This window comes from Deinococcus phoenicis (assembly GCF_000599865.1).
In the GTDB taxonomy this organism is placed as follows: Bacteria; Deinococcota; Deinococci; order Deinococcales; family Deinococcaceae; genus Deinococcus; species Deinococcus phoenicis.
This window is the reverse complement of sequence record NZ_JHAC01000017.1, coordinates 80,613-102,311: the sequence shown is the minus strand read 5'-3', so window position 1 is coordinate 102,311 and position 21,699 is coordinate 80,613. Positions and strand designations below refer to the sequence as shown.

General features: G+C 70.4%; 21 protein-coding genes. 14 read left to right on the top strand and 7 right to left on the bottom strand.

Features of this window, described 5'->3' with window-relative positions; translation table 11 throughout:
- Window positions 1-459: a hypothetical protein gene (locus tag DEIPH_RS05630; RefSeq protein WP_034355179.1), complete on the bottom strand. Its 459-nt coding sequence runs from the start codon at window positions 457-459 to the stop codon at window positions 1-3.
- A gap of 74 nt (window positions 460-533) precedes the next feature.
- A complete protein-coding gene (locus DEIPH_RS05625; protein WP_034355176.1) occupies window positions 534-2,609 on the bottom strand; it encodes an ABC-F family ATP-binding cassette domain-containing protein in 2,076 nt (691 codons plus the stop codon).
- A 134-nt stretch (window positions 2,610-2,743) separates the two neighbouring features.
- Here DEIPH_RS05625 and trhO point away from each other — a divergent pair, with 134 nt between their 5' ends.
- On the top strand, window positions 2,744-3,661 hold the full coding sequence (gene trhO / locus DEIPH_RS05620; RefSeq protein WP_034355173.1) for an oxygen-dependent tRNA uridine(34) hydroxylase TrhO: 918 nt from the start codon (window positions 2,744-2,746) through the stop codon (window positions 3,659-3,661).
- Window positions 3,662-3,729: 68 nt separating this feature from the next.
- On the opposite strand, the gene DEIPH_RS05615 is transcribed toward trhO, so the two are convergent.
- Window positions 3,730-4,236, bottom strand: coding sequence for an Hsp20/alpha crystallin family protein (locus DEIPH_RS05615; protein WP_034355170.1), 507 nt, complete (start codon window positions 4,234-4,236; stop codon window positions 3,730-3,732).
- A gap of 359 nt (window positions 4,237-4,595) precedes the next feature.
- On the opposite strand from DEIPH_RS05615, the gene pyrR reads away from it, so the two are divergent.
- From pyrR to DEIPH_RS05595, 4 genes are read left to right on the top strand one after another with little or no spacing between them, the layout of a single operon-like run.
- Window positions 4,596-5,156, top strand: coding sequence for a bifunctional pyr operon transcriptional regulator/uracil phosphoribosyltransferase PyrR (pyrR, locus tag DEIPH_RS05610; protein WP_034355168.1), 561 nt, complete (start codon window positions 4,596-4,598; stop codon window positions 5,154-5,156).
- A complete protein-coding gene (locus tag DEIPH_RS05605; RefSeq protein ID WP_034355164.1) occupies window positions 5,153-6,091 on the top strand; it encodes an aspartate carbamoyltransferase catalytic subunit in 939 nt (312 codons plus the stop codon). Before pyrR ends, DEIPH_RS05605 begins: the two co-directional genes overlap by 4 nt.
- A 5-nt stretch (window positions 6,092-6,096) precedes the next feature.
- A complete protein-coding gene (locus tag DEIPH_RS19700) occupies window positions 6,097-6,750 on the top strand; it encodes a hypothetical protein (RefSeq protein WP_152544819.1) in 654 nt (217 codons plus the stop codon).
- 13 nt (window positions 6,751-6,763) lie between these two features.
- Window positions 6,764-8,014 (top strand): dihydroorotase, encoded by a 1,251-nt coding sequence (locus DEIPH_RS05595; protein ID WP_034355159.1) that lies wholly within the window; start codon window positions 6,764-6,766, stop codon window positions 8,012-8,014.
- Window positions 8,015-8,119: 105 nt separating this feature from the next.
- Here the strand turns inward: DEIPH_RS05595 and DEIPH_RS05590 are convergent, their stop codons facing one another.
- Window positions 8,120-9,205 carry a quinone-dependent dihydroorotate dehydrogenase gene (locus tag DEIPH_RS05590; protein ID WP_034355156.1) on the bottom strand — a complete coding sequence of 362 codons (1,086 nt, stop codon included), beginning with the start codon at window positions 9,203-9,205 and terminating at the stop codon, window positions 8,120-8,122.
- An 84-nt stretch (window positions 9,206-9,289) separates the two neighbouring features.
- Window positions 9,290-9,751, bottom strand: a complete 462-nt coding sequence (locus DEIPH_RS05585; RefSeq protein ID WP_034355154.1) for an RrF2 family transcriptional regulator — start codon at window positions 9,749-9,751, stop codon at window positions 9,290-9,292.
- 115 nt (window positions 9,752-9,866) lie between these two features.
- Between DEIPH_RS05585 and DEIPH_RS05580 the strand changes: the two genes are divergently transcribed.
- Window positions 9,867-11,819, top strand: coding sequence for a chorismate-binding protein (locus DEIPH_RS05580; RefSeq protein ID WP_081790799.1), 1,953 nt, complete (start codon window positions 9,867-9,869; stop codon window positions 11,817-11,819).
- Window positions 11,816-12,520 (top strand): aminotransferase class IV, encoded by a 705-nt coding sequence (locus DEIPH_RS05575; protein ID WP_034355152.1) that lies wholly within the window; start codon window positions 11,816-11,818, stop codon window positions 12,518-12,520. The genes DEIPH_RS05580 and DEIPH_RS05575 overlap by 4 nt, the downstream gene beginning before the upstream one ends.
- 59 nt (window positions 12,521-12,579) lie before the next feature.
- Here DEIPH_RS05575 and DEIPH_RS05570 read toward each other — a convergent pair whose 3' ends face one another.
- Window positions 12,580-13,179 carry a hypothetical protein gene (locus DEIPH_RS05570; RefSeq protein ID WP_034355149.1) on the bottom strand — a complete coding sequence of 200 codons (600 nt, stop codon included), beginning with the start codon at window positions 13,177-13,179 and terminating at the stop codon, window positions 12,580-12,582.
- Between the two features lie 175 nt (window positions 13,180-13,354).
- On the opposite strand from DEIPH_RS05570, the gene DEIPH_RS05565 reads away from it, so the two are divergent.
- The 3 genes from DEIPH_RS05565 (at window position 13,355) to DEIPH_RS05555 (ending at window position 17,335) form a co-directional block, all read left to right on the top strand.
- Window positions 13,355-14,329: a polyprenyl synthetase family protein gene (locus DEIPH_RS05565; RefSeq protein ID WP_034355146.1), complete on the top strand. Its 975-nt coding sequence runs from the start codon at window positions 13,355-13,357 to the stop codon at window positions 14,327-14,329.
- Window positions 14,330-14,650: 321 nt separating this feature from the next.
- The gene (locus DEIPH_RS05560) at window positions 14,651-15,895 is read left to right on the top strand and encodes a Glu/Leu/Phe/Val family dehydrogenase (protein WP_034355144.1); all 1,245 of its coding nucleotides are present in this window, start codon (window positions 14,651-14,653) and stop codon (window positions 15,893-15,895) included.
- Window positions 15,896-16,006: 111 nt separating this feature from the next.
- A complete protein-coding gene (locus DEIPH_RS05555) occupies window positions 16,007-17,335 on the top strand; it encodes a Glu/Leu/Phe/Val family dehydrogenase (protein ID WP_034355141.1) in 1,329 nt (442 codons plus the stop codon).
- A gap of 109 nt (window positions 17,336-17,444) precedes the next feature.
- On the opposite strand, the gene DEIPH_RS05550 is transcribed toward DEIPH_RS05555, so the two are convergent.
- Window positions 17,445-17,663: a hypothetical protein gene (locus DEIPH_RS05550; protein WP_034355138.1), complete on the bottom strand. Its 219-nt coding sequence runs from the start codon at window positions 17,661-17,663 to the stop codon at window positions 17,445-17,447.
- 108 nt (window positions 17,664-17,771) lie between these two features.
- Between DEIPH_RS05550 and DEIPH_RS05545 the strand changes: the two genes are divergently transcribed.
- The 4 genes from DEIPH_RS05545 to DEIPH_RS05530 all read left to right on the top strand — a co-directional run bounded on the left by DEIPH_RS05545 (window position 17,772) and on the right by DEIPH_RS05530 (window position 21,675).
- Window positions 17,772-18,707: a hypothetical protein gene (locus tag DEIPH_RS05545; RefSeq protein ID WP_034355135.1), complete on the top strand. Its 936-nt coding sequence runs from the start codon at window positions 17,772-17,774 to the stop codon at window positions 18,705-18,707.
- Between the two features lie 171 nt (window positions 18,708-18,878).
- Window positions 18,879-19,460 carry a xanthine phosphoribosyltransferase gene (xpt, locus tag DEIPH_RS05540; protein ID WP_034355131.1) on the top strand — a complete coding sequence of 194 codons (582 nt, stop codon included), beginning with the start codon at window positions 18,879-18,881 and terminating at the stop codon, window positions 19,458-19,460.
- A gap of 91 nt (window positions 19,461-19,551) precedes the next feature.
- Complete coding sequence (locus DEIPH_RS05535; RefSeq protein WP_081790798.1) at window positions 19,552-20,040, top strand: general stress protein; 489 nt, start codon at window positions 19,552-19,554, stop codon at window positions 20,038-20,040.
- A gap of 72 nt (window positions 20,041-20,112) precedes the next feature.
- On the top strand, window positions 20,113-21,675 hold the full coding sequence (locus tag DEIPH_RS05530) for an acyl-CoA carboxylase subunit beta (RefSeq protein WP_034355127.1): 1,563 nt from the start codon (window positions 20,113-20,115) through the stop codon (window positions 21,673-21,675).
- The last annotated feature ends 24 nt before the right edge of the window (window positions 21,676-21,699 follow it).

Below are 21,699 nucleotides of genomic sequence, written 5' to 3'. Positions count from 1 at the left end.
TTAGCGGCTGACGCTGGCGCTCGCGCGGGGTTCCAGGGCGTAGAAGGCGACCACGGCGACCAGCGCGCCGACCCAGCCGGGGGCCGTGCCCAGGGAGAGTTCGAAGGGGCGGCCCAGCACGGTGCTGCCGAGCTGGCCCTGGAGCTGCTCGCCCTGCTGCTGCGCGACGACGTTCCAGCCCACGATGGGTTCGCCCAGGAACCCGGTCACACGGTCCACCCCGCGCAGCACCAGTTTCTGGTTGCCCACGTTGCCGCGCAGCTCGCCCTCTTCCAGTTCCACCCGGACGCTCTCCGTGCCGACGGTGCCCTGCACGCCGCGCTCGGTGATTTCCAGTTCGATGTCCTTGCCGTGCAGCTTGCCGCCCGCGCGGCCCGAGATGCGGTCGCCGTCGATGGCGCAGCGGACGTTGTAACCGTCCGCGCCGCCGAGACGGCCCTTGATCAGGTCTTCACTCATGACGGGGAGTATAGCGGGGCGCCAGGGGTTGGAGGTTGTGGGGTATGGGTTGTGGGAAAGGCTCTTCCCACACCCTACAGCCTGTTCACCACCCCGGCCCGCTCGAAGTACGTCCGCCGCCGCAGCACCGGGCCGCCCTCGCCCAGCCGCACCCGGCCCACGTTCCAGCGTTCAAACAGGATGCGGAGTGCCCCGCCCAGCAAGGCCGCGCCGTACCAGCCGGGCGGCGGGGCGGAAAAGCGCAACGTCTCGCCGTCCCAGGCGAGGTGGGGGCAGGCCTCGTCGCGGGCGGCCCAGAACATGCCTCCCGCCTCCCCGAGTTTTTGCGCGCGGACCGTCAGGGGTGGCTCACGCACCTCGGCGTCGAACTGGGGGGCGGCAAATGCCTGCGCATACAGGTCGTAGAGGTGGGCCTGAAGCTGGTGCGCCTGCGCCCGCAACCGGGCTTCCTCGCGGCCGGTCAGGGTGCCGGGGGGGGCATCGAGTTCACGGCGCAAGTCCGCGAGTTGCGTCTCGACCGGACCGAGGCGCTGGCGGGGCGTGGGCGGCGGCGGCGGTGGAGGCGGGTCGCCCGTGAGGGTCCGGGCCGGGTCGGTAAAGGTGCGCGACCCCCACCCGGCCACCTCGCGCAGCGCTCCGTCCTCGATCACCCACAGGCGGTTGGCGACCTCGCGGGCAAAGCGGCGGTCGTGGGTAACGATCACGACCGCGCCGCCGTAGGCGTGGACGGCCCCTTCCAGCGCCAGCAGCGCTTCCACGTCGAGGTGGTTGGTGGGTTCGTCGAGCAGCAGCAGGTCGGCGCGCAGGGCGCTCACCAGCGCCAGGCCCGCCCGCGCACGCTCACCACCGGACAGGATGTCGGGCGTCTTGGCCCAGTCGGCTTCCACGAATCCGGCACGGCCCAGCAGGGCGTTCGCCCGCCCGCCGAACCTCCGCTCGAACTGCGCTTTCAGCCCCTCGCCGGGCGTCAGGCCGTGCCAGGTCTGGTCCAGGCTGGCGACGGTGACGCCGTTCGCCACACGCAAGACGGGTTCGGGTGGGCCGGGATCGGGGTGCAGTTCTCCGGCCAGCAGGCGCATCAGCGTGGTCTTGCCGGTGCCGTTCGCGCCCATCAGCGCCACGCGGTCGCCCTGCCGCAGCTTGAAGGCCACGCCCCGCAGCACCTCACGCCCCCCATAGGTTTTGGAAAGGTGTTCCCCCCAGGCCACCAGCCGCGCCCGCGCCGTCCCCGCCAGGAGCCGCATCCGGATCTGCCGCTCGGGGAGGGGCGCCTCGGTGACGGGCAGGCGGCCCGCACGGGTTTTGAGCGCTCGCGAGCGGCGGCCCCAGCGGTCCAGTTGCTCGGCACTTCCGGCGAGCCGGGCCACCTCGCGTTCGCCCAGGTGAGCGGCGCGCTCCCGCGTGCGGCGTTCGAGGTCCCGTTGCGCCCGCGCACGCGAATAGCCCCCGGGGTAGTCCGCCGCCTCGCCCGCCTCCAGCCACACGCTGCGGGTCGCCACGGCGTCCAGAAAATCGCGGTCGTGGCTGGTCAGCAGCACGCCCCCCCGGAAGTCCCGCAAATGGTCCTCCAGCCACTCGCGCATGCGGATGTCGAGGTGGTTGGTCGGCTCGTCCAGCAGCAGCAGGCCAGGTTCACGGGCCAGCGCCAGGGCCAGGGCCAGCCGGGTGCGCTCGCCACCGCTGAGGGTGGTGGCCTCGCGGTCCAGAAACCGTGTGAGGTCCAACATCCCCAGCACCCGCGCGGCGCGGGCGGGCCAGGTGTAGGCTTCCGCGTCTTCCAGGCGGGTATGCAGCGCGGTCCACGCCGCCAGCGTCTCCGGATCACCCAGGTTCGCCTCCAGCGTGAGCAGTTCGGTTTCCAGTTCGCGGTAGGGATGGGCGGCGTCCACCAGCTCGCGCACCGTCCGGCCCGGGGGATGGGCATGCTGCTGCGCCAGCACGGCCACCCGCAGCCCCGGCCTCTGCCAGACCGTCCCCTCTTCGGGCCGCAGTTCGCCGGTCAGCACACGCAGCAGGGTGGTCTTCCCCGCCCCGTTGCGCCCCAGCAGGGCGAGGCGCTCACCCGCCGCCACCGACAGCGACACCTCCCGCAATACGGGCCGCTCCCCGAAGGTCACGGAGAGGGACTCGGCGGCAAGGAGGGTCGGCATCAGGGGCGAGGGTAGCAGGCGGGGGCCGGGAGAAAGGAGAGGGGGTGTTTCATTCGCCCAGGCCCGGGGCCGCCGGCTATACTTCAGCCGCAACGGGGCCACCGCCCCTCCCCCTCCACCGGACCTCCCGCCCCATGCCTGAAGACGCCCTGCATCCCGCCGCTCCTGTACCCTCCGCCGAAGCCTGGGTCGTCGCCGCCCTCTATCAGTTTCGCCCGCTGGACGACCCGGCCCGTCTCCGCGAGGACCTGCGGACCCTGGGCCGGCGCCTCGGCCTGAGCGGCACGCTGATCGTCGCGCCGGAAGGCCTCAACGGCACGGTGGCCGGGTCACGGGAAGCGGTCCGCGAGCTGCACGACTTCCTGCGGGCGGCGGGCTTCGACCGGCTGGAATACAAGGAGTCGTTCAGCCGCGAGAACCCCTTCAAGCGCCTCAAGGTGCGCCTGAAACAGGAAATCGTGACGCTGGGCGTGCCGGTCGAACCGCTCGCGCAGGTGGGGCACTACCTGAATCCCCAGGAATGGAACGCCCTGCTCTCGGACCCCGACGTGCTGGTGATCGACACCCGCAACCGCTACGAGGTCAAGGCGGGCACCTTCGAGAACGCCCTCGATCCGCAACTGGACAGCTTCCGCGACTTTCCGGCCTGGGTGGAGCAGCATCTGGCAGACAGCCGGGGGCGCAAAATTGCCATGTTCTGCACGGGCGGCATCCGCTGTGAGAAGTCCACCAGCCTGCTGCTGGGGCTGGGCTTCCAGGACGTGTATCACCTGCGCGGCGGCATCCTGAAGTATCTGGAGAGCGTCCCCGCCGACCAGAGCCGCTGGAACGGCGAGTGCTTCGTGTTCGACGGGCGCGTGACGGTCGGACACGGCGTGCAACCGGGCACCTGCGAGATGTGCCACAGCTGCGGCTGGCCCCTGACGCCGGAGGAAACGCGGCACCCGCACTTCGAGCGCGGCGTGAGCTGCGAACATTGTTTCGCCCACACCACCGAGCGGCAGAAAGTGCAGTTCCGCGAGCGCCAGCGGCTGTACGAGGCGGCGGAATAACGCGGGACGCCCCGGCGTGCGTGTCCGGGGCGTCGTGGCGGAGGAAAGAGGAAAGGAGAGGGCGCGGCTCAGCCCGGCTGGTCCTGCGAACCGATCTGCGGCTGAGGCTCGCCCGGTTGGCCCTGCCCGGCGTCCACCGTCTTCGGCGCGTTCAGTTGCCCGCCGCTGCGGACATTCACGGTGCGCTTCTGGGCCGCCTCACTGCGGGGCACGCGGATGGTCAGGGTGCCATGGTCGAAATCGGCCTCGACCTTGGTGAGGTCGTACTTGGCGGGCACGCTGAAGGTGCGGCTGAAGGTCCCATAGGCCCGCTCGACGCGGTGGGCGGTGCGGCCCTCCTGGCGGTTGTACCGGCGCTGCGCCTGCACGGTCAGCGTCTGGTTCTCGGCCTCGATCTGGATGTCGTCCGGCTGCACGCCGGGCAGGTCGAGGGTCAGTTCCAGCCCCTGCTCATCCTCGTGAACGTCGACCGGGGGCGCGAGACGGGCCGTCTGGCTGTTCACCGCGCCGCCAAAGGCCCGGTCCATTCGCTGGGTCAGTTCTTCAATCTCACGGAAGGGATCAAATCGCATCATCTGGAAACCTCCTGAACGTGGAAGCGCCGCGCACCGAATCTGAGTGCCTCGCGCTCAACTGTCAGAAGTTTAAGACCTGCGTGTGGTCATGTCAAGTTTAGTGCGCGTTAAGGCAGCGGTTTCGGAGACGTGGCCGGCACGTGGGTGTCGGTCGGTCTCTTTCCCTCCGGACCCGGCCGGTGTACACTCCCCCAGGCGCCGGGCAAGCTGCCCCGCCCAAATCCGAGACACCCTCTCTCGGCGGTCCCGTGAGGCCGCGCCCGCCCCGTGAGGCAGGAGAAGGAGCAAACGATGCAACGGAACTTGACGAGCCGACAGCCTGTGCTGGACGGCGTTTTTTTTGGACCGCAGGTGCGTGCATGACGCCCAAGGCCACCATTCTCACCGCCGACGAGGTCCGCCGCGCCCTGACCCGCATCGCGCACGAGATCATCGAGCGCAACAAGGGCGCCGAGCAGCTCGCCCTGATCGGGATTCACACGCGCGGTATTCCGCTGGCGCGGCGGCTGGCCGAGAAACTCAGCGAGCTGGAAGGCGTGACGGTCCCCACCGGGATGCTCGACATCACCCTCTACCGCGACGACCTGTCGGAAGTCGCGCACCAGCCGATCATCCGCGAAACCCACGTGCCCTTTGACCTGGCCCGCCGCCGTGTGGTGCTGGTGGACGACGTGCTGTTCACGGGCCGCACGGTCCGCGCCGCGCTGGACGCCCTGATCGATCTCGGGCGGCCCGACAGCATCCAGCTCGCGGTGCTGGTGGACCGGGGGCACCGCGAGCTGCCCATCCGTGCGGACTATGTCGGCAAGAACCTGCCCACCGCCCGCAGCGAGATGGTGAAAGTGAAGCTCGCGGAGACGGACGGCGTGGACCTGGTGGAACTGCATGACCTGCCGGCCAGTGGGGAGGCGGTGAAATGACGGTCCCCACCCCGCCCCGCCCGCGCACCCTGCTGGACTTTCAGGGTTGGACGCAAGAGCGCCTGACCGCCCTGCTGGACAATGCCGACACCATGAATCAGGTGCTGGACCGCCCGGTGAAGAAGGTTCCGGCGCTGCAAGGGCTGACGGTCTGCACGGCCTTTTTCGAGAACAGCACCCGCACCCGCATCTCCTTCGAGCTGGCCGCCCGGCGCATGAGTGCCGACGTGGTTTCTTTCGCGGCGGGCGCGAGCAGCCTCAGCAAGGGCGAGAGCCTGCGCGACACGGTCGAAGTCCTGACCGCCTATAAGGTGGACGCCTACATCGTGCGGCACCCGGCCAGCGGCGCGGCCCACCTCGTCGCGCGCTACAGCGGCAAACCCGTCATCAACGCGGGCGATGGCCGGCGGGCGCACCCGACGCAGGCCCTGCTCGACGCCTACACCATCCGGCAGGAGTACGGCTCGCTGGAGGGCAAGAAAGTCGCCATCATCGGGGATATCCGCCACTCGCGCGTGGCGCGCAGCAACGCGGAACTCCTGCCGAAACTCGGCGCGCAGGTCGTGCTGTGCGGCCCGGCGACCCTGCTGCCCGCAGGCCTGGCGGGGCAGCCCGGCGTGACCGTCACGAGCGACCCGCGCGAGGCGGTGCGGGGTGCCCACGCCGTCATGGCGCTGCGGCTCCAGCAGGAGCGGATGAACGGCGGCTACCTCGCCAGCCTTCAGGAATACGCCGGGCGGTATCAGGTGAATGAGGCGCTGCTGCGGGAGGCCGAGAGCGGCGCGATCGTCCTGCATCCCGGCCCGATGAACCGCGACCTCGAAATCAGCAGCGAGGTGGCCGACGGCCCGCGCAGCCGCATCCTGAAGCAGGTGGAGAACGGGCAGGCGGTGCGGATGAGCGTGCTGTACCACCTGCTGGTGGGGCGGGCGTAGGCGAAATGCGGCGGGTGCTGCTGCTGGGGCTGCTGGGGCTAAATGCCTGGGCAGGGGCGTGCGACCCGGTCCCCGCTTCCCCGGCCTTCCTCCAGGCAGCGGGCCGACTCGGGCAGGCCACCCACGCAAATCAGGAAGCCTGTCAGGGGAAGCCGAAGCTAGGCTGCACGGCCTATGCTCTTCCCCCGGAGCAGGTCGCCCGACTCATCCTCAAGACGGCTCAGGAGTCGGGCACGTCTGGTGCGGTGGTCGGGGAGAAGGCCAGTATCCGCCTCACGCGCTCGGGCGGGGGCTGGAACGTCACCCAGTCCGTTCAGTTTGGGCGCACGACCCGTATCCGGGCCATTTCAGGCGGAAGCGTGGCCGAAACGGCGGACCTGGAAACCGCCTACGAGCAGCTCTCGGCCCGCCTGAACCGCGCCTCACGCTGGGCAGCCCTCTGGTGGAACTGCACCCTGGCCGGGCTGCGGGGGCCTTCCGCCTTTGCGGTCAAGAACTGCCGCTGGGTTCCGGCCACGGGGAAATGGCCGCGCACCTTCGACTTCACCGTGACCCGCGCGAACGATCGTAGCCTCCCACCCGGCCCCTACTCCTGGTACCCACCCGATGGGGGGAGCTGCCTGGGCGGCAGGCCTTTCAGGAAAACCGACCTGTATTGATTGGAGTCACCTTATGCTCACCATCACCAACATCAAACGCCCTGGCCGTGACCAGCTCGAATCCGTCACCACCGAAAACGGCGTCATCAAAGGCTGGAATCTGCCCGCTGAGGGCGAAGTGCTGGACGGCCAGGGCGGCACCGTCGCCCCCGCCTTGATCGAACTGCACGCCCATCTGCGCGAGCCGGGGCAGACGGAAAAGGAAGACCTGGCCTCGGGCCTGGCGGCGGCGGCGGCGGGCGGGTACGGCACCGTCGTCTCGATGCCGAACACGTCGCCGGTGGTGGATGAACCGGCCACCGTGCGCGCCCTGATCGAGCAGGCGGAGGGCCTGGGGCTGGCCCGCCTGCGCCCGGCGGCGGCCCTCACGAGGGGGCAGAAGGGCGAGCAACTGGCCGAACTCGCCTTCCTGAAGGACGCGGGCGCGGCCATGTTCACCGACGACGGACGCACCAACGAGAATGCGCGCGTGCTGCGGCTGGGGCTGGAGTATGCCCGCAGCCTCGGCATGGTCATCAGCGTCCACGCGGAGGACGCGGGCCTGCGGGCGGACGGCGTGATGAACGAGGGACCGGTCTCCGAGGAACTGGGCCTGCCCGGCAACCCCTGGGCGGCAGAGGCGGCCCGCGTGGCCCGCGACCTGGAACTGGTGGCCCTCACCGGCGCGCGGCTGCACGTCCAGCACCTCAGCACGGCCCGCGCCCTCGACCTGGTGCGGGAGGCGAAGGCCCGCGGCCTGCCCGTCACCTGCGAGGTCTGCCCCCACCACCTCACCCTGACCGAGGAGGCGCTGAGGAGCTTCGACGCCCTCTACAAGGTCGCGCCGCCCCTGCGCACCCAGGCCGACGCCGACCACCTGCTCGGGGGGCTGCTCGACGGCACGGTGGACTGCCTCGCCACCGACCACGCGCCGCATACCCGCGCCGAAAAGGAACGCGACCTGCTGGACGCGCCCTTCGGCATCGCCTACATCGAACTGGCCTTTCCGCTGATGTGGACGCGCTTCGGGGAGCGGCTGGGCCTGGAGAAACTGCTCGACCTGATGACGGCGGCCCCCGCCCGCGTAATGGGCTGGCCCGCGCCGTCGCTGGAGGCGGGCGCCCCCGCCGACCTGGTGGTGCTGGACCTCGGCACCGAGCGCGAGGTGAACCCGGCCGAGTTCAAAAGCAAGGCGAAGTTCTCTCCCTGGGCTGGCGAGCGGCTGAAGGGCTGGCCGCTGCTGACGGTGGTGGGCGGGAAGGTGGCCTTCAGGCGCGGGGATTGATACGAACTTAAGGTGAGTCGAAGACGAGGCGCACCCGGAACAGGGCCGGAGGCCGGGGCGGGGAAAGACTTTCCCCATCCTGGCCTCTCTCCTTACGGGCTACCCTCAGGCGTCCGCGCCCACAGCGTCCGTGACGTTGCGGAAGCCGTCCCGTTCCAGCAGCTTGCCCAGATCACGGTTCAACTGCATCGGCAGGCCCGGCCCCTCGTAGATCAGGGCGGTGTAGACCTCGGTGAGGGCGGCCCCGGCGCGAATCTTGGCGTAGGCGTCCTCGGCGCTGAAGATGCCGCCTACCCCCACAATCGGCACCCGACCGCGGGTGAGGCGGTAGGCGTCCCGCACCAGTTCGGTGCTGCGCCTGCGGAGGGGCCGTCCGCTCAGGCCCCCCGCCTCAGCCCGGTTCGCGTGGCCCAGGCCCTCCCGGCTGAGGGTGGTGTTGCTGACGATCAGGCCGTCCGCGCCCGCTTCCAGCACCGCGTTCACGCCCGCCTCGAAGTCGGCGGGGTGCAGGTCGGGGGCCAGCTTCACGAGGACGGGCGGCCGGTTGAGCGTGCGGACGCGGCCTGCCTCCACCTCCGCCAGCACGGCGCGCACCAGGGCCGCGAGGTCGCCGGCGGCTTGCAGGGCGCGCAGGCCGGGTGTGTTCGGGCTGCTCACGTTCACCACGAAGGCGTCGGCCACGTCCTGAAGCACTCGGACACACTTCAGGTAATCCCCCACGGCCTCCTCGTTGGGCGTGGCCTTGTTCTTGCCGATGTTCACCCAGACGGGCGCGGGGCGGGCGGGCTGCGCCGCGAGCCGCGCGTGCAGGGCCTCTGCTCCCGCGTTGTTGAAGCCCATGCGGTTGATCAGCGCCCCGTCGGGCGGGAGGCGAAAGAGGCGGGGACGCTCATTGCCGGGCTGCGCCAGCGGCGTCACCGTCCCGACCTCCACGAAGCCGAAGCCCAGCGCACTGAAGGCGGGCACGGCCTCGGCGTTCTTGTCCAGCCCGGCGGCCAACCCCAGCGGAGAGGCGAAGGGGCGGCCCCACAACGTCTGCGTGAGACGCGGGTCCGCCGGAGCCGTCAGGCGGCGGGCCAGGCTGGGCCAGGCGGGCAGGCGCGAGGCCAGCCCCAGGGCACGCAGGGTGAGGTGGTGGGCCTCCTCCGCGTCCAGGCGGAACAGGGCAGGCTTGAGCAAGCGGCGGTACATCGGGGAACAGGATACGGGGTCGGGGCCAGACAAACGCCGCCCGGGGAGACGGGCGGCGGGAGAGAGACCGGCAAGAGCGCAGGCTCAGGCGCCGGAACTGGGGAAGGCCGGTTCCAACTGCACCAGCCGCGCGTGGTCCTGCCGCTCGCTGTCCACGATCAGGTCGGCCAGGGTCGTGCCGCCCAACACGTCCCGCAGGGCCGCGTCCACCCGGTGCCACAGGTCCAGCGTGCCGCAGACGTTGCCCTTGTCGCACACGTGGTCGTCTTCCACGCAGGAGACGGGCGCGATGCTGCCTTCCATCGCCGTGACCACGTCGTAGGCGTTGATGGCGGCGGCGGGCCGGGCCAGCCGGTAGCCGCCGTGTGCGCCGCGCACGCTCTTGATGAAGCCCGCGCGGCGCAGGTTGCTGGCGATCTGCTCCAGGTAATGCTGGCTGATGCCCTGCCGCTCGGACACGTCCTTGAGCGGAACCGCGTCGCCGCCGCGCCGCCCGATCTCGATCAGGGCGCGCAGGCCGTACTGTGCTTTGGTCGAGACCCACATGCCCCCAGTCTACCCCCCAAACCCGGACGGGAAGTAGGGATTTGGCCGGGATTGAGGAACAGCCAGGCTGGAGGCAAAAGGGACGTGCCCCCGCCCCTCCTCTAGAATCTGGCGCGTGAAGGTTCCCGCCCCCTCTCCCCTGCCGCCCGCGCTGGCCCAGCTTTCTCCAGCGGACGTGCTGCTGCGGCTGCGGGCCGCGAACGCGCCGGGGGTGGTTTTGCTGGAATCGCTGGGGCCGGTCGTGGCCTACGGACGGTACAGCTTCCTGAGTGCGTGGCCGGTACGCGTGCAGGCAGAGGTGCCCGAAAGGCCGGAGGGCCAGGCCCTCTTTCCCGCCTGGCTCGGCGGCCTGAAGTACGAGGCGGCACGGACCCTGGATACCGGAACAGGCGGCCTGGACACGCACGCCCCCGACGGCCCGGCGGGCTGGTGGGGCCTCTATCCCAGCGGCCTGGTCTGGGACCGGGAGGCGGGGACGTTGACTGTCCTGGGCGAGGCCGGACACGTGGACTGGGCCGGGGTGCTGTCCGGCGCTCCGGCTCCCCTGCCCGCGCTGCACGTGGGCGAGTTCAGCACGGACGACGTGGATTACCCGGCGGGCGTCCGCGCCGTGCAGGAGCTGATCCGCGCGGGCGAGGTCTATCAGGTGAACCTCTCGCGCGGCGTGCGGGCGGCGGCGACGGGTGACCCCCTGGCGGCCTACCTGCGGCTGAGGGAGGTCAACCCCAGTCCTTTCATGGCCTTCCTCGATCTGGGGGACGAGGCCGTGGTGTCGTGCAGCCCCGAGCGGCTGGCGCTGTGGGCGGGCGAGACGCTCAGCGCGCGGCCCATCGCGGGCACGCGGCGGCGCGGGGACACGCCCGGGGAGGATGCCGAGCTGGAAGCCGAACTGCGCGCGAGTCCCAAGGAGGTCAGTGAGCACGTCATGCTGGTGGACCTGGTGCGGCACGATCTGGGGCGCGTCGCGGCGGCAGGCACGGTGACGGTGCCGGACCTGGGGCTGGTCGAGCGCTACAGCCACGTGATGCACCTCGTCTCGGAGGTCACGGCGCGGGCGGGGCCGGGCCTGAGCGTGCGGGGCCTGCTGGCCGCCACCTTTCCCGGCGGCACCATCACCGGTGCGCCCAAGGCCCGCGTGATGACCGCCATCCGCGACCTGGAACCGGGACCGCGCGGCTGGTATACGGGCGGCGCCGGCATCGTGAGCGGGGCGCGGGTGGACCTGAATATCCTGATCCGGACGGCGGGGTTCCGGCGCGCCGGGGAGGGCTGGACCGTGCAGGTCCGCGCCGGGGGCGGCACCGTCATCGACGCCGACCCGCTGCGGGAGGCGCAGGAGACGGCCCACAAGGCCCAGGCGCTGCTGGCGGTGCTGTCGGGGAAACCGGGCCGGCCCGCGCGCGCGCCCGCGTTCCCGGTGCCGGGCCGGGCCTGGTCCCCGCCGCCCGCCCCGTCCCGGACTGGTCTCGGTCTGCGGGTGCTGCTGCTGGACAACCGGGATTCGTTCACCCTGAACCTCGCCCACGATCTGCTGGCCCTCGGGGTGGCGGTGGACCTGCGCGCCCAGGACGAGGACGCCGGGGAGCTGCTGGCCTCCCGCCCGGACGCCGTACTGGTCGGTCCGGGACCGGGGACGCCGGGCACCAGCGGTTGCACCCTGGCCCTGACCCGCCTCTGCCTGGAGCGGGGCGTGCCGCTGCTGGGCGTGTGCCTGGGGCATCAGGCGCTCGGGGAGGTCCTGGGTGGCCGGGTGGAGCGCGCCGTGCCCGTTCACGGTCGCCCGGAGGCCATCCGCCATGACGGCACGGGGCTGTTCGCGGGCATCGCGGCGGGCGCGGCCTTCGGGCGCTATCACTCGCTGGTCGTGCGCGGCCTCCCGCCCGAGTGGCTGGCGCGGGGGGTGGTCACGGCCCGCAGCGCGGACGGCGAGGTGATGGCCCTCCAGGTGCCGGGCCGCCCCGCCTGGGGCGTGCAGTTCCACCCCGAAAGCGTGCTGAGTCCGGCGGGGCGGGCATTGCTGGGCAACTGGCTGGGGCTGGCCGCGACCAGCGGTCCGGGAAAGACGTGAGGCGACTGCCTGCCGGGGTGGACACATCCGCCTGGCTCCACGGCGCGACCGCCTTCACCACCCTCCGTACCCGCCGGGGTGTGCCGCTGCTCTGGAAAGCGCACCTCGCGCGGCTGGCGCACACCTGCGCGTTTCTGGGCCTGCCCGCGCCGGATGGAGCGCCGCCCACCCCTGACCCCCTCCCCTGGGGCCTGCTGCGCCTCACCGCCACCCCGGACGGTGTGTTCTGGTCGCACCGCCCCCTCCAGCCCGGCCCCCGCCCCCGGGACGGCGTAAGTGTGCGTGTGACTGATCTGGAAGTTCACCCGCAACTGGCGGCGCACAAGACCGGCAACCATCTGCCTTATCTGCTCGCCGGGCGGGAGGCGGCGCGGGCGGGCGCGTTCGAGGGCTGGCTGCGCGACCCCGCAGGCCGGGTCGTGGACGGGGGGCGCACCTCTCCGCTGCTGGACCTCGGGGGGCGACTGGTGGTGCCCGCAGGGGGCCTGCCGGGCCTCACCCGCGCCGCCTTCCTGACCGGGCAAGCGTTCGAGCAGCGGCCCGTGACCGTGAAGGACCTGCGGGAGGTGTCCCGCGCCTGGGTCTGTGGCAGCGGTGTGGGTGTCGTGCCGGTGCGGACCCTCCGGGGGGCCGGCTGGAGCGTGACGCTTCCCGCCGCATGGCCGGACCTCAGCGACCCGGCGCTGGTCTGGCCGGAATAGCTGCCAGAAAGGCGAGGGCGGCGAGGTCAACCCCGCCGCCCAGCGCACCTGCCCAGCCGCTAGTGGCCGCCCTGGCCGCTGCGCTCGCTCTGGAGCCGCCCACCGCCCGTCGCCTCGTCGAGCTTGAGGGCACCGTGACGCCGCATCAGGCTGAGGGCCTCGCTGGCCTTGCTGCCGTCCGGGTCGCGGGCGATCACCAGGATGTTGCCCGCCTTGATGCCGTCGTAGAAGCGTTCGGCCTGCCCGGCAGGAACGCCCATCCGGCGCAGCAGCTTCACGTAGTCGCCGTGGTCGCCCCCGGTTAGCGCCCCGAACAGCCCGCCCAGGCTCGCGCCGCCGATCACGCCGTACATGATCGCCAGCAGGCCGCCCTGCTGATAGATCCGGGTTTCGGGGATAATCAGCAGCAGCAGCCAGACCGGAACCGTGAGGGCCAGACCGGCCACCGTGCCCATCAGCACGCCGCGAATCACGTTCCCCGAGCCGCCGGGCGCACCCGCCTCGGGGCTGATGCCGGTCGCCTGGGCCAGGCCGTCCTCGGCCACCGCGTCGGCCAGGGCAAATCCGAGGTGGTCACGGTCAAAGCCGCGCGCCCGCAGGGCGTCCAGGGCACCCTGGGCCTGCTGCGGCTCACGAAAGAGGGCAACGACGCTTTCCATTGCCCCGGTTTTACCACGCGCGCGAACGGTGAGGCGAGGGACAAAGCGGGCAGACCACACAACTTCCACCTTTGCCTTAAAACGCCTTTCATCTCTGCCCCGTGTAGCCGGGTGGGGCGCGGCAGATCCGGGGTGCCGGTACGTTCCGCCCGTCCGTCTTTTCTATACTGGCGGCATGACTGGCGTGGCGGCCCTGACCCTTCCCGGCGCAGCTTTCGAGACGCGGCTGCGCGAGGTGCTGCGCTCCAGGGTGGAGTTCATCGAGTTGATCGGGGAGGACCTGGTGGCGGCGGGCGGCAAACGCGCGCGGCCCACCGTGACCTTTCTGGCCGCGCAGGCGCTGGGCCTGGACCCCCGTGACCCGCGCTGGAGTGCCGTGACCGACCTGGCGGTCTGTGTGGAGCTGCTGCATTCGGCCTCCCTGCTGCACGACGACCTGATCGACGACGCCGATACCCGGCGCGGCCAGGCGGCGGCCTTCCGGCGCTTCGGCAATGTGGTCAGCGTGATGAGCGGCGACTTCATGCTGTCCCGGCTGCTGATCCTGCTCTCGGGCATGCCCCAGGGTGCGGCGCTCACGCGGGCCTTCGGCGGCGCGGCCAGCGTGATCTGCGAGGGCGAGGTGTTGCAGTTCCAGGTGGCCGCCTACGCGGACTACGGCCTGCCGCAGTATCTGGAAGTGATTCACGGCAAGACGGCGGCGCTGGTGGAACTCGCCGCGAGTGCCCCGGCGCTCCTGCTGGACACGCCCGAAGCCCAGCGGGAAGCGCTGCTCACCTTCGGGCGGGAATACGGCCTGGCCTTTCAGATGCAAGACGACCTGCTGGACCTGATGGGCGACGAGGCGGCGCTCGGCAAACCCGTGGGCGGCGACCTGCGCGAGGGGAAGGCCACCCTCCCCGTGCTGGAGCTGCTGAACGGCCCCCACGGCGCGGAGGTCCGCGAGGTGCTGGAGCGCCGCGCCGCAGAGCCGGGCGACGTGACCCGGGTCCGCGAGCTGGCCCTGACCCAGGGCGCCGCCGACCGCACCCGTCAGGAGATTCGCCGCCGTGCCTGCCTCGCCGTGGACGCCCTGTCCGCCCTGCCGCCCTCCGGGGCGCGGGAGGCCCTGGCCGCGCTGCCCCGCCGGGAGATCGAGCGCACCCGCTGAAGCCTGCTGCCGGCGGGCCGGGCTGGCCCACCCCTTCCCCTCCGTCCTGCTCGGCTGGACAGGTCTTCTGCGTTCGCTTTCCCGGTCGACTGCCCCCGTCCTGCCCTCCGACAGCTACCGTTTGAAAGGCGGAAGGGGAAGGCGGCCCGCCCACAGGGGGGTGGAAGCGGTTCAGGTTTTGCGCGTGCCTGTCGGGTCCGGCGGGGGTTGACGCACGCCCACGCGGGCGGCGTATCCTGCGCCGGGCCATCTAGCTGTCTATGCGTGTATGCTCGGCAGAGCCGGCCACACCCCTACCCGTACCGCCCAAAGGAGACCGCGATGAGGGCATCAGGACTCAACTGGCAGGGCCTCATGGAGCAACTCCAGCAGGCGCTGCCTTACAGCGAGGTCAGTGACCAGTCGCTCGCTTACTTCAAATATCCCAAACGCACCCTGAGCGTGAACCTGCCTGTCCGGATGGACGACGGCACGGTGCGCGTCTTCAAGGGCTACCGCACGGTTCACTCGGCGGCCCGAGGCCCCAGCATGGGCGGCGTCCGCTTCAAGGCGGACCTGAACGCCCACGAATGTGAGGTGCTCGCCGCGATCATGACCCTCAAGGCCGCCGTCGCGGACCTGCCGCTGGGCGGCGCGAAGGGCGGCGTGGACGTGGACCCGCAGACCCTCAGCCCGCACGAGCTGGAGGGCCTGACCCGGCGCTACACCAGCGAACTGGTGGAACTGATCGGCCCCAGCGAGGACATCCTGGCGCCGGATGTCGGCTCGGACGCGCAGACCATGGCCTGGATGCTCGACGCCTACGGCGAGAACACCGGTTTGGCGGCGGGCGGCATGGTCGTCGGCAAGCCGCTGCAACTGGGCGGCAGCTACGGCAGCAAGGACGCCCGGGGCCGCAGCGCCGCGCTGGTGACGGCGCGCGTGCTGGAGGACCGTGGCGAGAGCCTGAACCGCGCCCGCGTGGCGGTGTACGGCTTCGGAGATGTGGGCCGCAAGGCCGCGCAGACCCTCGCCGCGCAGGGCGCGCTGGTGGTCGCCGTCTCGGATCAGGACGGCGCGACCTTCGCCAGCAGCGGTCTGGACCTGGAGGCACTCTCCGAGTGGCGCGAGGCGCGCGGCACGGTGCAGGGCTTTGCCACCGACATCACCCCCGACGAGGTGGTCGAACTCGACGTGGACGTGCTGATGCTCGCCTACGACTACGGCAGCGTGAATGCCGGCAACGCCCACGCCGTCCGCGCCCGCTACGTGGTGGAGGCCACCAACCGCGCCGTGCTGCCCGAGGCCGAACGCTTCCTGGTGGGCCAAGGCGTGACCATCCTGCCCGATCTGGTCGCCAGCATCGGCGGCCTGATCGTGAACTATCTGGAGTGGGTGCAGGACGCCAGCAACTTCTTCTGGACCGAAACCGAGATCGAGCGCGCGATCGACCTGCGGGTGGACGCCGCCGTGAACACCGTGACCGCCTTTATGCAGACGCGTGACGTGGACATGCGGACGGCCGCCTACGCCATTGCCCTGACGCGCCTGCACGGGGCCACCGTGATGCGCGGCATCTACCCCTGAGCAGCCCACCCGCAGCGGCACACCGCGCGGCGAAGCCGCAAACCCCGTCCCCTGTCCCGACGCCACTGCCCCAACTCCTCTGCCCAGACTCCCCTTCTACCGGAGGCCCCCATGACCGCCACACAGGACCCGCAAAACCAGACGCCGGAGCAGAAAAAGCTCGGGCAGCACACCATTCCCAGCTACCTCGATCCCAACAACATCGGCCCCTACGAGATCTTTCTGGAGCAGGTCGAGCGCGTCACGCCCTACCTGGGGAAGCTGGCGTACTGGGTCGAGACCCTCAAGCGGCCCAAGCGCATCCTGATCGTGGACGTGCCGATTCACCTCGATGACGGCACCGTCGCGCACTTCGAGGGCTACCGCGTCCAGCACAACACCTCGCGCGGCCCGGCCAAGGGGGGCGTGCGGTATCACCAGGACGTGACCCTCTCGGAAGTCATGGCGCTCTCGGCGTGGATGACCATCAAGAACGCCGCCGTGAACCTGCCCTACGGCGGCGGCAAGGGCGGCATCCGCATCGACCCGCGCAAGTACAGCACCGGTGAACTCGAACGCCTCACGCGGCGCTACACGACCGAGATCGGCCTGATCATCGGGCCGGAAAAGGACATCCCGGCCCCCGACGTGAACACCAACCCGCAGACGATGGCGTGGATGATGGACACCTACTCCATGAACGTGGGCCGCACCGCGACCGGCGTGGTGACCGGCAAGCCCGTCAGCCTGGGCGGCTCGCTGGGGCGCGGCGACGCCACCGGACGCGGCGTCTTCGTGACCGGCGCGGAGGCCCTGAAGAAACTGGGGCTGCCGCTCGAAGGTGCCCGCATCGCCGTGCAGGGCTTCGGCAACGTGGGCAACGCCGCCGCGCGCATCTTCCATGACCACGGCGCGAAGATCGTGGCCATTCAGGACGTGACGGGCACGGTCTACAGCGCCGCCGGGATCGACCCCTACGCCGCCGCCGACCACCTGGCCAAGACCGGCAAGATCATCGGCCTCCCCGGCAGCGAGGAACTGAAGCGCGAGGAGTTCTGGACGGTGGACTGCGACGTGCTGATTCCCGCCGCGCTGGAAAAGCAGATCACCGAAGCCAACGCCGGGCAGATCAAGGCCAGGCTGATCGTGGAGGGCGCCAACGGCCCGACCACCCCCGCCGCCGACGACCTGCTGGCCGAGCGCGGCGTGACCGTCGTGCCCGACGTGCTGGCGAACGCGGGCGGCGTGACCGTGAGCTACTTCGAGTGGGTGCAGGACTTCTCGTCCTTCTTCTGGACGGAAGACGAGATCAACAACCGCCTCGACCGCATCATGAGCGAGGCGTTCCTGAGCCTCTGGGACGTGAAGGAACGCCACGGCGTGACCCTGCGCACCGCCGCCTACATCGTCGCCTGCACCCGCGTGCTCGAAGCGCGGGCTTTGCGCGGCCTGTACCCCTGAACCCGGGCCAGAACAACGGCGGGAGTGCTCCTCGGAGCCTCCCGCGTTGTTCTGCTTCCGGTTGTTCTCGCCCCCGCAGACGGTTTCCGCGACAGACCTGCCGCGCAGGCTACCGGTCGCCCCCGGAGTCCTGCGCGGTGTCCTCATACAGGGCCGGGTCGTTGGCCCCGTAGTGCGAGGCGCTGGTGCCGTCCACAGCGGCGTCGAGCAGGTCGCTTTCCTCGGCGTTCGCGGGGGGCTGGTACACCGGGTCGTCGTGGGGCACGCCGTCACTTTTCGTCTCGGTGTAGGGGCGGTCGGGGACGGCTGGGGTCTTGTCGTCGCTCATGCTTCAGGGTCGCATGGGGCGCGGCGCCGCAGACCGCCTCCAGCTTAACGGCGCTTTAGCCTTGCGCGTTGCCGGACCTCGGTCAGCCTCCGCCTTACAATGCCCCCCATGACCGACCTTCTGAGCGGCTGGCAGCCCGCCCCCGCAGGTTTCAAACACGTCGTGAGTGTGTCGCTGGGGGGCAGCAAGCGCAATGCCCGCGAGGAAATCAACGTGCTGGGCCAGCCCTTCGTGCTGGAGCGCATCGGCACCGACGGCGACGCGAAAAAGGCGGCGGCGCTCTTTCAGGCGCTCGACGGCCGGGTGGACGCCTTCGGGCTGGGCGGCGCGGACCTGTACGTGATCGCGGCGGGGCGGCGCTACACCTTCGGCAATGTCCGCAAGCTGGTGGCGAACGCCAAGCTGACGCCCGTGCTGGACGGCAGCGGCCTGAAAAATACCCTGGAGCGTGACGCCGTGGCCCAGCTCGATCCCCTGCTGAACTGGCGCACGCAGAAGGTGCTGATGGTCAGCGCCGTGGACCGCTTCGGCATGGCGGAGGCCCTGGCGCAGGCCGGAGCCGACGTGGTGTACGGCGACCTCGTGTTCGGCCTGAACGTGGACGTGCCGCTGCGGAGCCTCGCGGCGCTGCGCCGGGTCGCGCACCTCGCGCTGCCCGCGATCACCAAGCTGCCCCAGGACTGGTTCTATCCGACCGGCGACAAGCAGAACAGCAGCGTGCAGGGCAAGGGGACCCGCTACTACGCCTGGGCGGACGTGATCGCCGGGGACACCCATTACGCCAAACGCTACGCGCCGCATGACCTCGCCGGCAAGACGATCCTCACCCAGACCATCACCGAGGCCGACCGCGTCTGGATGAAGGACCACGGGGTGGCCCGGCTGATCACCACCACGCCGCGCATCGGGAGCCGCAACTTTGCGACCAACGTGCTGGAAGCCTTTTTCGTGGCCCTCAGCGGCAAGCGGGAAGCGCTGAGCGAGCAAGAATACCTGCGCTACATCCGCGAGGTGGGGTTCAGGCCCGAGGTGAACGAGCTGTAGGCACCGCACGCCGGAAGTGCAAAGGGGGCCGTGGGGAGTGGGAGCAAGGGCGAAAGCCGGCAGCCCAACTCCTCCTGGTCCACCTTGTCCACCCGCCCAGTTCCCCTGTCCCCATTCCTGGACCCTTCCGCTGGCCCCTCACTGCGCGGGGCGCCCGCTACACTCGCTTTCATGCAGGCACTTGTCGATGCGGTCCGGGAGCAGGGCGTGATTTTGCCCGGCGGGATTCTCAAGGTGGACGGGCTGGTCAACCACCAGCTTCTCCCCCACCTCACGCGGGAGATGGGCGAACGGTTCGCGGCGGGGTTCGGCCCCCTGAAGCCGAACAAGATCGTGACCATCGAGGTCAGCGGCATCGCGCCCGCCCTCGCCACGGCCCTGGTGCTGAATGTGCCGCTGGTGTACGCCCGCAAGAAAAAGCCCATCACCATGCAGGAACCCACCTTCACGGCGCAGTCCCTGAGCCGCACCAAGGGCGGCGTGGTGGACCTGTTCGTCAGCAGCGAATACCTGGGGCCGGAGGACCGCGTGGTCGTGATCGACGACTTTCTGGCCTCGGGCGGCACGCTGCGGTCGCTGGCCGGGATCATCGCGCTCAGTGGGGCCGAGCTGCTGGGGCTGGGCTGCGTGATCGAGAAAGGCTTCGAGGAGGGCCGCGCCAAACTGGCCGACCTGGGCGTGCCGATCCTGACCCTGGCGAACATCGTCCGCATGAGTGAGGCGGAGGGCCTCGTGGTGGAGGCGGGCCGCTGAGGGGGCGACTGGAGCGTGAGGGAACCTGAAGCCGCCATTCAGATGAGGGAGAGGCCCAGTGCCTAGGCTGGAAGCGGAAGGACGTGAAGCCGTGACCCAGCCTGATCCCCGTGCCGCCCTTATCCCCGACCAGAGCGCCCGCGTGGGCGTGGCAACCTACGCCAGCTACCCCGAAGCGCAGCGTGCGGTGGACTATCTCAGCGACCAGCGCTTTCCGGTGGAGCGCACCGCCATCGTGGGCGAGGGCCTCAAGACCATCGAGCAGGTGACGGGCCGCCTCGACTGGGGGCGGGCAGCGGGCCTGGGCTTCGGGCAGGGCCTCTTCATCGGGCTGTTTATCGGGCTGCTGTTCGGGCTGCTGGGCCTGGGTGGGGGCAACCTGCTGTTTGCCGCCGCCTACGGCATGGTGATGGGCGCGGTGACCGGTCTGGTCTGGGGCCTGATCGGCTACGCGATGAGCGGTGGCCGGCGCGACTTTACCTCCATCGGCGGCATGCGGGCCGACCGTTACGTGATCCTGGCCGACGCGGAAGTGGCCGAACAGGCCCGGGCACTGCTGTCCGGCCTGCCCCCCCGCTGAACTCTTCCGCCCGCAGTGTTCCCGCGCCGGGAACGGAGGCCGCGCGAACGAGTGCCCAGGTAGCATGGCCCCATGACGCAACCGGGAGTGGAACTTCAGGAACTGATCGCCGCGATGGAGCAGCGCCGCGCCAGAGTCGAGGCGGGGGGCGGCCCGGCGCGGCAGCAGAAGCAGCGCGAGGGCGGCAAGCTCACGGCCCGCGAACGCATCGAGCGCCTGCTCGACCCCGGCTCCTTTCTGGAGCTGTCGACCTTTGTCGAACACGGCCACAACCGCCTGATGGCGGGCGTCGAGGCCCCCGGCGAGGGCGTGGTGACCGGGCGCGGGACGGTGGACGGGCGGCAGGTCTTCGTCTTCAGCCAGGACTTCACGGTGCTGGGCGGCAGTCTGGGCAAGATGAACGCGTCCAAGATCACCAAGGTGATGGACCTGGCTGCCAAGACGGGTTGCCCGGTGATCGGCCTGAACGACAGCGCGGGGGCACGCATTCAGGAGGGCGTGGACTCGCTGAGCGGCTACGGCGAGATTTTCTACCGCAACGCGATCTACTCCGGAACGGTGCCGCAGATCAGCGCGATCCTGGGGCCGTGCGCGGGCGGCGCGGTGTACTCGCCCGCCCTGACCGACTTCATTTTGATGAGCCGGGGCAGTTCGTACATGTTCATCACCGGGCCGGAAGTCATCAAGTCGGTGACGCGCGAGGACGTGACCTTCGACCAGCTCGGCGGCGCGGACGTGCATACCCGCAAGTCCGGCGTGGCCCACCTGGAATACGACGGCGACGAGGCGGTGATTGACGGCATTCGCGAACTGCTCGCCTACCTGCCGCAGAACGCCCGCGAGCAGCCGCCCGTGCGCGAATGCACGGACCCGGCGGACCGCCCCAACACCCCGCTCCTCGACCTCGTCACGCCCGACCAGCGGAGGCCCTACGCGATGCACGACGTGATCCACGAACTGGTGGACGACGGGACCTTCCTCGAAATCCAGCCGGGCTGGGCCAGGAACATCCTGTGCGGCTTCGCGCGGCTGAACGGGCAGAGCGTGGGTATCGTGGCGAACAACCCCAAGGTGATGGCGGGGACGCTGAACATCGACGCCTCGGACAAGGCTGCCCGCTTTATCCGCACCTGCGACTGCTACAACATCCCGATCCTGACGCTGGTGGACGTGACGGGCTTTTTGCCGGGCGTGGCGCAGGAACACGCCGGGATCATCCGCCACGGCGCGAAGATGCTCTATGCCTACGCCGAGGCGACCGTCCCCAAGATCACGCTGATCACCCGCAAGAGTTACGGCGGCGCGTATCTCGCCATGAACAGCCGCGACATGGGCGCGGACGTGGTGTATGCCTGGCCCACCGCCGCCGTCGCCGTGATGGGTGCGGAGGGCGCAGCCAACATCGTCTACCGCCGCGACATCCAGAACTCGGACAACCCGGAAGCCACCCGCGCCGAGAAGATCGCGCAGTACAAGGAAACCTTCGATAACCCCTATGTGGCCGCCGCCAAGGGCTACATCGACGACGTGATCCCGATGGAGGACACCCGCCGCCGCCTGATCCAGACGTTCGGGATGCTGCGGGACAAGGAGGAGACGCGGCCCTTCAAGAAGCACGGGAATATCCCGCTGTAACGGCAGCGCGCACCCCACAACCAG